Raw genomic sequence first — 9,033 nt, 5'->3', positions numbered from 1 at the left:
GGTCGCGGCCGAGCGCGACGCCGTGCTCGCCATCGGCCGGCCGGAGGCCGGCCCCGACGCCGGCCCCGACGCCGGCCCCGACGCCGTCGGCGGCGTCACCCTCTCCCCGGCGGCGATGCGGTCCGTGAGCCTGCCCCACGATCGGGCATCGCGCCGGATCGTGCTGCCTTCGCCCAACGGCTCCACCATCGCCGCCCTGCTCGCCGAGTCCGGCGCGAGCGTCGTCGGCGCGTCCCTGCGCAACCGGACCGCCGTGGCGGGCTGGCTCCGGCCGCTCGTCACTGCCGGCCGCGCCGTGGCGTTGATCGCCGCGGGGGAGCGGTGGCCCGACGGCTCGCTGCGCCCGGCTGTGGAGGATCTCTGGGGCGCCGGTGCGGTGCTGGACGCGCTCGATCCCCCCGACTTGAGCCCGGAGGCCGCCGTCGGCCGCGACGCCTACCGAGCTGTCGCCGACCTCTCCGCTGCGCTAGCGGGTTGTGCCAGCGGCCGGGAGTTGGTCGAGCGTGGCTATGCCGACGACGTCACGGTGGCCGCCGAGCTGGACGTCTCCGACGTCGTACCGATCCTGCGCGACGGGCTCTTCACCCTCGCTTGATCGGTCCATGCCGGTGCGGAGCCATCGGTGGTCACGTCGAGACTTCTCGGGGGGCCATCAGAGACTTCTCGGGGGGCCATCAGGGACCTCTCGGGGGGCCATCAGGGACTTCTCGGAGGGCCATCAGAGACTTCTCGCGGGGCATCAGGGACTTCTCGCGGGGCCATCAGAGACTTCTCGGCGGATCGGAGGGGGACCAGCCAGGCCAGACCGGTCACGAGATGATGGTGCTATGACCCTCTTCCGCCAGGCCAGGAAGGCCGTCGAGCAGGCCCAGAGCACGCCCAAGGTGTGGGAGCTGCCCGTCGAGGAGCAGCGCGCGGCGGCCCGGCTGCAGGCCGCCCGCGAGCCCAAGGAGGAGGTCGGCGGATTCCGGGAGATCGACGCCGACGGCGTGCGGGTCCTGCACTACAAGGCTGACGAGGGCCGGGAGGGAGTCAGTGGCGTCATCGTCCACCTGCACGGCGGTGGCTTCGTCTTCAACGACGCCGACGTCCACGACGCCGCCTGCCGCCGGTTCGTCAACCTGACCGGGATGGGCTTGCTCAGCGTCGACTACCGGCGCCCGCCCGAGCACCCCTTCCCGGCGGCGGTCGAGGACGTCGACACCGTGCTGCGCTGGCTCGAGCGGCAGGGGCACGACCATCCGGTCTTCGTCCACGGCGACAGCGCCGGCGGCAACCTCGCCCTGGTCGCCGCGCTGCGCAACCCCGGGTACTTCGCCGCCGTAGGGCTGATCTATCCCTTCCTCGACCCGACCCAGGGCTTCGACTCCTACCGCACCGCCGCCGACGGCTTCGAGCCGGAGGAGGCCGCCTGGTACTGGCAGCAGTACGCCGCCGGCCCGGCCGACCTGACCAACCCCGACCTGGCGCCGCTGCTCAGCGACCGGCTCGGCACGCTGCCGCCCACGCTGGTGGTCACCGCCGAGCACGACCCGCTGCGCGACGAGGGCGAGGAACTGGCCCGCCGGCTCGACCAGGCCGGCGTCGAGGTCACCGCCACCCGCTACCTCGGCCAGACCCACGGGTTCTGGCGGCACTCCGTCTTCACCGCTGCCGAGCCGTTGATGGAGCAGATGGCCGGATTCCTCGCGATCCACGCGCGGCGCTTTCGCCAGCAGTCCCGGCAGCGGGCCTGAAGCAGCGCGTCCGGGCGACACGCTCTGACAAGATGACCCCATGCGCGTGCACCTCGGCTGCGACCATGCCGGCCTCGACCTGAAGTCCCACCTGACCGCCCGGCTCACCGAGCTCGGCTACGAGGTCGTCGACCACGGCCCGTTCGTCTACGACGCCCTCGACGACTACCCCGTCTTCTGCATCCGCGCCGCCGAGGGCGTGGCCCGGGACCGGGCCGCGGGGCTCGACAGCCTCGGCGTGGTCATCGGCGGCTCCGGCAACGGCGAGCAGATCGCCGCCAACAAGGTCACGGGCATCCGCTGCGCGCTGGCGCACTCCGACGAGACCGCCAGGCTCGCCCGCGAGCACAACGACGCCCAGGTGGTCGCGGTGGGCGGCCGGATGCACCCGATCGAGGACATGACCAGGTTCGTGGAGCTCTTCCTGGCCGAGCCGTTCAGCCAGGACGAGAGGCACGTACGCCGCATCGGCCAGCTCTTGTCCTACGAGGAGACCGGCGTCCGGCCGCCGCTGCCCGACTCGGCCGCCGGCCTCGGCCCGGCCGAGGACCAGGACTGAGCCGGGGATGCCCGAGGGACACACCCTCCACCGGCTCGCCCTCGACCTCACCGCGGCGTTCGCCGGCCGGCCGGTCCGGGTCGGCTCCCCGCAGGGCCGCTTCGACGCCGAGGCACGCCAGCTCGACGGCCAGGTCTTCGAGGGTGCCCAGGCGTGGGGCAAGCAGCTGTTCTGCGAGTTCCCGGGCGAGCGCTATGTGCACATCCACCTCGGCCTGATCGGCAAGCTCGACCTCAAGCGGTACGACGGCCAGGTGCCCGATCCCGTCGGCCAGGTCCGGCTCCGGCTGGTCGGTGAGGACCACGTCGCCGATCTGCGCGGCGCCACCGGATGCGACCTGTGGACCGCCGAGCAGGTGGCGGCCTGCGTCGCCAAGCTCGGCCCCGACCCGCTGCGCGACGACGCCGACCCGGAGAAGGCGTGGCGGAGGATCTCCCGGAGCAGCCGGTCCATCGGCAGCCTGCTGATGGACCAGAGCGTGCTGGCGGGCGTCGGCAACGTCTACCGCGCCGAGCTGCTCTACCGCCACCGGATCGACCCGCTGCGGCCCGGCGAGACGCTGCGGAAGCGGCAGTGGGACGAGATGTGGGCCGACCTGGTGGTGCTGATGCGGGACGGCGTCGCCAAGAACCGCATCGACACCGTCCGCGACGAGCACACCCCCGAGGCGATGGGCCGACCGCCCCGCGTCGACGACCACGGCGGCGAGGTCTACGTCTACCGCCGCACCGGGATGCCGTGCCACGGGTGCGGCACCGCGGTGCGGACCAAGGAGCTCGACGGCCGCAACCTGTTCTGGTGCCCGCGCTGCCAGCCGACGTACCGCCCGCGCAGGAGCACTGAGGGGAGACCGGGGTGAGCGACCGGCTCTCCCGCGACGCCCGGGTGATGGCGCTGATGGGCGCCTTCGCCGTCGCGGCGACGGTGCTCGGCGTGGTCGTGCCCGACTACGGGCCGGTCACCTTGATGATGGTTCCGCTGCTGGTCGGCAGCCTCCAGATCGGGCCCCGCCATCTGCCCTGGTTCGTGATCGCGCTGCTGGCTCTCACCGTCGTCGGGGTGGCGCTTCGGGGCGCCGCGGTGGACACCCGCACGATCGTCGCCGTGACCGTCGTGTTCGGCCTGGGCCTGTTCGTGCTGCTGGTCTCCTTCCGGCGTACCCGCCTCGGCGTCGCCGGCCTGCAGGGCGAGTCCATGTTCGTCGACCTGCGCGACCGGATCCTGCGCCAGGCCCGCATCCCGCGACTGCCCGAGGACTGGTACGTCGAGACCGCGCTCACCTCCGCCGGCGGCACCCTGTTCGCCGGCGACTTCATCGTCGCCGTCCGGCCGGAGCCCGGCCGCCTCGAGGTCGCCATCGTCGACGTCTCCGGCAAGGGTGAGCAGGCCGGCACCCGGGCGCTGCTGCTCTCGGGCGCCTTCGGCGGGCTGCTCGGCGCACTGCCGCCGGGCGAGTTCCTCGCCGCCGCCAACGACTACGTGCTGCGCCAGGGCTGGGAGGAGGGCTTCGCCACCGCCGTCCACCTCTCCGTGGACCTGACCACCGGGGCCTTCGAGTTGCGCTCGGCCGGCCACCCACCGGCACTGCACCGGAACGCCGGCTCCGGCCGCTGGATCGAACTGGCCAGCAGCGGGCCGATCCTCGGTCTCCTCCCGGACGCCGACTATGCCGTCGCCGCCGGCACCCTCGGGCACGGTGACGCCGTGGTGCTCTACACCGACGGCGTCGTGGAGGAGCACGGCCGCGATATCGACCTCGGCATCGACCGGCTGCTGGGCGAGGCGGAGGCCGAGCTGCGGGCGCAGCCCCACGGCGCGGCGCAGCGACTGGTCGACGAGCTGGGCGCCCGCGACGACGACCGGACGATGGTGCTGGTCCACCGCTTATGAGCCGGGGGTCGCGATGTGGCACCATTTGCGGGTTGCCCGATCCGGGCGGCACGCGGATGTAGCTCAATGGTAGAGCCCCAGTCTTCCAAACTGGCTACGCGGGTTCGATTCCCGTCATCCGCTCGAAACGGCTCTCCGCCGGACCGACGGAGGGCCGATTCGCGGGGCGTAGCGTAGTGGCTAGCGCGCCTGCTTTGGGAGCAGGAGACCGCAGGTTCGAGTCCTGTCGCCCCGACCAGCAACACAACCATCAACTAGAGGAGAAACCCTGTGAAGAGCGCCGTCGAGACCTTGAGCCCGACCCGGGCCAAGCTGACCGTCGAGGTGCCTCTCGAGGAGCTCAAGCCGAGCCTTGATGCGGCATACAAGCAGATCGCGCAGCAGGTCAACGTGCCCGGCTTCCGCCGCGGCAAGGTCCCGGCGGCCATCATCGAGCGGCAGTTCCCCGGCGCCGCCCGCGACCAGGCCCTCAACGACATCCTCAACACCAAGTACGCCGAGGCGCTGCAGGCCAACGACCTGACCCCGCTCGCGCAGCCCGAGGTCGAGGTCACCAAGTACGACGCCGACGGCCCGCTGGAGTTCACCGCCGAGGTGGACGTCAGGCCCGAGTTCGAGCTGCCGTCGTACGACGGGATCGAGGCCTCCGTCGAGGACTTCCCGCTCACCGAGGAGGACGTCGAGGAGCAGATCGAGGGCCTCCGGGAGCGGTTCGGCACCCTCAAGGACGTCGAGCGCCCGGCGGTCGACGGCGACTTCGTCGTCATCGACCTGGTCGCCACCAAGGACGGCGAGCCGGTCGAGGGCGCCGAGGTCTCCGGGATGAGCTACCAGGTCGGCCGCGGCGGCCTGCTCGACGGCATCGACGAGGCCATCACCGGTCTGTCCGCCGGTGAGGAGAAGACCTTCACCAGCCAGCTCGTGGGCGGCGACCTGGTCGGCGAGGACGTCGACGTGCTCGTCAAGGTCACCCAGGTCCAGGAGCAGGAGCTCCCCGAGGTCGACGACGAGTTCGCCCAGCTCGCCAGCGAGTTCGACACCATCGCCGAGCTCAAGGACGACCTGCGCGAGCGGCTCGCCCGCGGCAAGCGGCTCGAGCAGGCCGCCGCCGCCCGCGACGCGGTGCTGGAGGCGCTGCTGTCGAAGGTCGAGATCCCGCTGCCCGACCAGCTGGTCACCGACGAGCTCAACGCCCGGCGCCAGAGCGTCGAGCAGCAGCTCGCCTACGCCGGCCTCACCTTCGAGAAGTACCTCGAGGACGAGGGCCAGACCATCGAGGAGTTCGAGGCCGACCTCGAGCGCCGGGTCCGTGAGGCCATCACCGCCCAGATGCTGCTCGACGAGATCGCCAAGTCGGAGGAGTTCGAGGTCTCCCAGGAGGACCTGACCTCTCACATCCTCCGCCGCGCGCAGCAGCAGGGCCAGGACCCCAACCAGGCCTTCTCCCACATCCAGGAGCACCCGCACCACCTGCGGGAGTACGCCGAGGAGATCATCCGCGGCAAGGCGCTCGCCAAGGTCGTCGAGTCGGCCACGGTCACCGACGCTTCCGGCAACGTGCTGGACCTGAAGAACCTCCGTCCTGACGGCACCATCGGTGACCCGACCGCCGAGGCCACCGAGGAGGCCGACGAGGACGCCACCGAGGACGCCGCGACGCAGTGAGCCGCCGCGGCGGCGACCTCCTGGAGAGGGACGCCCAGCTAGCTCTCGCCACCACCCTGCTCACCCGCGCCGCGGGAGGGCAGGGTGGTGCCGTCTGTCTGCTCGGCAGCGCTGGGGTCGGCAAGACCGCGGTGCTGCGACGACTGGCCGCGGCGGCGCCGGGCGCCGGACTCGCGGTGCTGCGGGCGACCGCCGGCCAGCTGGAGTCACAGGCGCCGTTCGGCGTGGTCCGTCAGCTGCTCGACCGCGCCCTGGTCGCGCTGCCGCCCGACGAGCTGGCCCGGGTGGCGCAGGGCCCGGCCCGGCTGGCCGCCGACTTCGTCCAGGGCGTGACGACGGCCCGGGAGGACGGCCTGACCGTCCTGATCGAGCAGTCGCGGATGCTCAACAGCCTGTTCTGGCTCATCGACGGTCTCGCCCGGCTGCCGCGGGCCAGCGGCCTGTTGCTGACGGTCGACGACGCCCAGTGGGCGGACGAGGCGTCACTGCTCTTCCTTGCCCACCTGCTCGGCCGGATCGAGGATCTGCCCGTGCTGGTGGTTGTCGCCGCCCGCGAGGTGCGCTCCGACCGGCGCAGTCCCGCGCTGGCCGCCATCGTCGCCCACGCCCAGAGCCACACCTCGGCGCTGCCACCGCTCTCGGAGCCTGGCGTGCACGCCTATCTCCGGGCCGCCTACGACGACGGGCTCGGGGTCGAGGTGGGCCACGGCTTCGCCGGCGCCTGCGCGCAGATCACCGGCGGCAACCCGTTCCTGCTCACCGAGCTCACCCGGCTGCTGATCCAGCAGGGAGTCCCTCCCGACGACGCCTCGGTGGAGCGGGTGCGGCAGGTGACGCCGCCCTCGGTCGTCGACGCCGTCGTCCAGCGCCTCACCGCTCTGGACGAGGAGGAGCGGGCGCTGGCCCGCGCCGTGGCCACCCTCCAGGAGACCACGGTGCGTCACGCCGCCGCGCTGGCCGACCTCGACCTCACCCGCGCGAGCACCGCGGCGGACCGGCTGCGAGACGCCGCGCTGCTCTCCGACGGCCCCGGCCTCGGCTTCCGGCACGCGCTGCTGGAGGCCGCCGTCATCGAGGCCACCGGAGCCTCGGCCCAGGCCCAGCTGCACCGGGCCGCCGCCCGGCTGCTGGCCGAGGAGCCCGACGCGCTGCACCGTGCCGCTGCCCACCTGCTCGCCGCCGAGGGGGTCGGCGACGAGTGGTCGGTCGACCTGCTCTCCCGCGCCGCTCGAGACGCCATCGAGTCCGGCGCCCCGCAGGCGGCCGTGACGCTGCTCGAGCGAGCCGTCGCCGAGCCGCCGACGGCCGACCGGCTCGGCGACCTGCTGCTCCGGCTCGGCCGCGCCCAGCTCGCCACCTCCGACCCGGCCTGCGTGCCCACCCTGCTGCGCGCCAAGGAGGCGCTCACCGACGTCGTCGCCCTCGTGGAGTGCGCCCAGTCGCTGGCGTTCGCGTTCAGCTTCGCCGGCTTCAACGACCAGGCGGTGGCCGAGCTGCGCGGCGCCTACGACCTGCTGGGCCCCGAGCACGGCGACCTGCGACTCGTCGTCGAGGCCGGCCTGATCCAGGCCTCGCTGCTGGTGCCCGGCGAGGTGAGCGCCGCCCGGGAGCGGCTGGCCGCGCTGCCGGAACTGACCGGCGCTACGCCGGGCGAGCGGCTGCTGCTCATCCAGCTGGCCTCCAACGCCAACGCCGTCGGCGCCCCCGCCTCGCAGGTCCGCGACTACGCGCTGCGCGCGCTGGTCGGCGGCCCCCACCGCGAACAGTGGCTCGGCACCCCGCAATGGACTTGGGTCCGGGTCGCGCTGGCCTCCTCGGGTGAGTACGAGATGGCCCGCGAGCTGGCGAGTCAGGGCCTGGAGCAGGCCGCCAGCGAGGTCTTCCTGCCCGGCTTCCTGCTGGCCAGCTTCGTGCACGGCACGGCGAGCTGGTGGATGGGCGACCTGGCCACCAGCGAGGCCGACTTCCGCGTCATGATGGAGCGCGCCCACGCCGTACCGGCAGGCCGGATGATGCTCTCGCTGGCCACTGCCCTGCTCGCCCAGGTGCTGGTCGAGCAGGGCAGCGTCGAGGAGGCGCTGCGGATCATCGAGCGCACCGGCGACGTCGACGAGAAGCTCCTGCCGGGCAGCATCCACCTGCTCCGCGCCCGCGGCCTGGTCTTCCACTACGCCGGCGAGCACACCCGCGCGCTCGCCGAGGCGGACCAGTGCCGGCGCCAGCTGCAGGCGATCGACTCCGACTCGCCCGGCTGGTCCACCTGGCGCTCCATCGCGGTGCTCGCGCACTGGGCGCTGGGCGACGTGGCGCAGGCCCGCAAGCTCGCCGCGGAGGAGCTGGAGCTGGCCCAGCGCTGCGCCGTCCCACGCGTCCTCGGCGTCGCCTACCGGCTGGCCGGCCAGGTCGCCGAGGGCGACGGACTGGCGTCGCTGGAGCAGGCGGTGACCATCCTGGCCGCCTCCCAGGCCAGGCTGGAGGAAGGCCGGGCCCGGATCGTGTACGGCGCCGCGCTCCGCCGTGCCGGCCGCCGGGTCGACGCCCGCGAGATGCTGCTCGCCGGCCGCGCCCTCGCCGCCAGCGCCGGCGCCCGCCCACTGGTCGCCGAGGCCGAGTCCGAGCTCGCCGCCGCCGGGGTTCGCACCCGCAGCCTGGATGTCACCGGCGCCGCCGCGCTGACCGCCTCCGAGTCGCGGGTCTGCGAGCTCGCGGTGCGGGGCCTGCGCAACCGGGAGATCGCGCAGCGGCTGTTCATCACCCCCAAGACGGTCGAGGTCCACCTCTCCCGCGCCTATCGGAAGCTGGGCATCGCCGGCCGCGACGAGCTCACGGCCGCTCTCGCTGAGAATTGACCGGCGGGCCGTCCGCCGAGGGTGCGAGACTGATCCCGCCATGGCCCCGACAGCCGGCGGGTCTGCGAGCTCGCCGCTGCCGGGCTGCGCAACACTAGACTCACCGGCCATGAGCGGCCATGAGCGAGCGAAGCGAGGTCGCGCATGAGCGAGGTGGTCCGGCACGACAGCGCGCCGGCGAGGTCGACAGACCCCGGACAGCAGTCGCGACGCCGTCGCCCGGGTCGGATCGGCGGGCTGGTCAGGCTCGCCCGCCGGCTCACCGGCCGGGCCCGCAAGCCCGCCGCCCAGGCGCTCAGCGCGGCGGTCCCGGTCGCCCGCGCGGCGGCGCGAG

The 9,033-nt window shown here is 73.3% G+C and carries 8 protein-coding genes and 2 tRNA genes; all 10 read left to right on the top strand.

Annotated features, from left to right (window positions below; all coding sequences use genetic code 11):
* Positions 1 to 595: 2-phosphosulfolactate phosphatase (locus QM595_RS07930; protein WP_415171001.1), on the top strand; the 595-nt coding region annotated here is incomplete at its 5' end.
* 232 nt (positions 596 to 827) lie between these two features.
* Positions 828 to 1,736: an alpha/beta hydrolase gene (locus QM595_RS07925; protein WP_415171000.1), complete on the top strand. Its 909-nt coding sequence runs from the start codon at positions 828 to 830 to the stop codon at positions 1,734 to 1,736.
* A 40-nt stretch (positions 1,737 to 1,776) separates the two neighbouring features.
* A complete protein-coding gene (locus QM595_RS07920) occupies positions 1,777 to 2,295 on the top strand; it encodes a ribose-5-phosphate isomerase (protein ID WP_415170999.1) in 519 nt (172 codons plus the stop codon).
* A 7-nt stretch (positions 2,296 to 2,302) separates the two neighbouring features.
* Positions 2,303 to 3,154: an Fpg/Nei family DNA glycosylase gene (locus QM595_RS07915; RefSeq protein ID WP_415170998.1), complete on the top strand. Its 852-nt coding sequence runs from the start codon at positions 2,303 to 2,305 to the stop codon at positions 3,152 to 3,154.
* Positions 3,151 to 4,185 (top strand): PP2C family protein-serine/threonine phosphatase, encoded by a 1,035-nt coding sequence (locus QM595_RS07910; RefSeq protein WP_415170997.1) that lies wholly within the window; start codon positions 3,151 to 3,153, stop codon positions 4,183 to 4,185. The genes QM595_RS07915 and QM595_RS07910 overlap by 4 nt, the downstream gene beginning before the upstream one ends.
* Positions 4,186 to 4,237: 52 nt before the next feature.
* Positions 4,238 to 4,308: transfer RNA gene (locus QM595_RS07905), tRNA-Gly, on the top strand.
* 39 nt (positions 4,309 to 4,347) lie between these two features.
* Positions 4,348 to 4,423, top strand: a tRNA-Pro gene (locus QM595_RS07900).
* A 32-nt stretch (positions 4,424 to 4,455) separates the two neighbouring features.
* Positions 4,456 to 5,850, top strand: a complete 1,395-nt coding sequence (tig, locus tag QM595_RS07895) for a trigger factor (protein WP_415170996.1) — start codon at positions 4,456 to 4,458, stop codon at positions 5,848 to 5,850.
* Positions 5,847 to 8,699 carry a helix-turn-helix transcriptional regulator gene (locus QM595_RS07890; protein ID WP_415170995.1) on the top strand — a complete coding sequence of 951 codons (2,853 nt, stop codon included), beginning with the start codon at positions 5,847 to 5,849 and terminating at the stop codon, positions 8,697 to 8,699. The genes tig and QM595_RS07890 overlap by 4 nt, the downstream gene beginning before the upstream one ends.
* Before the next feature lie 144 nt (positions 8,700 to 8,843).
* On the top strand, positions 8,844 to 9,033 hold a 190-nt coding region (locus QM595_RS07885; protein ID WP_415170994.1), incomplete at its 3' end, for a hypothetical protein.

This window comes from Nocardioides sp., assembly GCF_047607185.1.
In the GTDB taxonomy this organism is placed as follows: Bacteria; Actinomycetota; Actinomycetes; order Propionibacteriales; family Nocardioidaceae; genus Nocardioides.
This window is presented reverse-complemented; position numbering and strand designations above follow the sequence as displayed.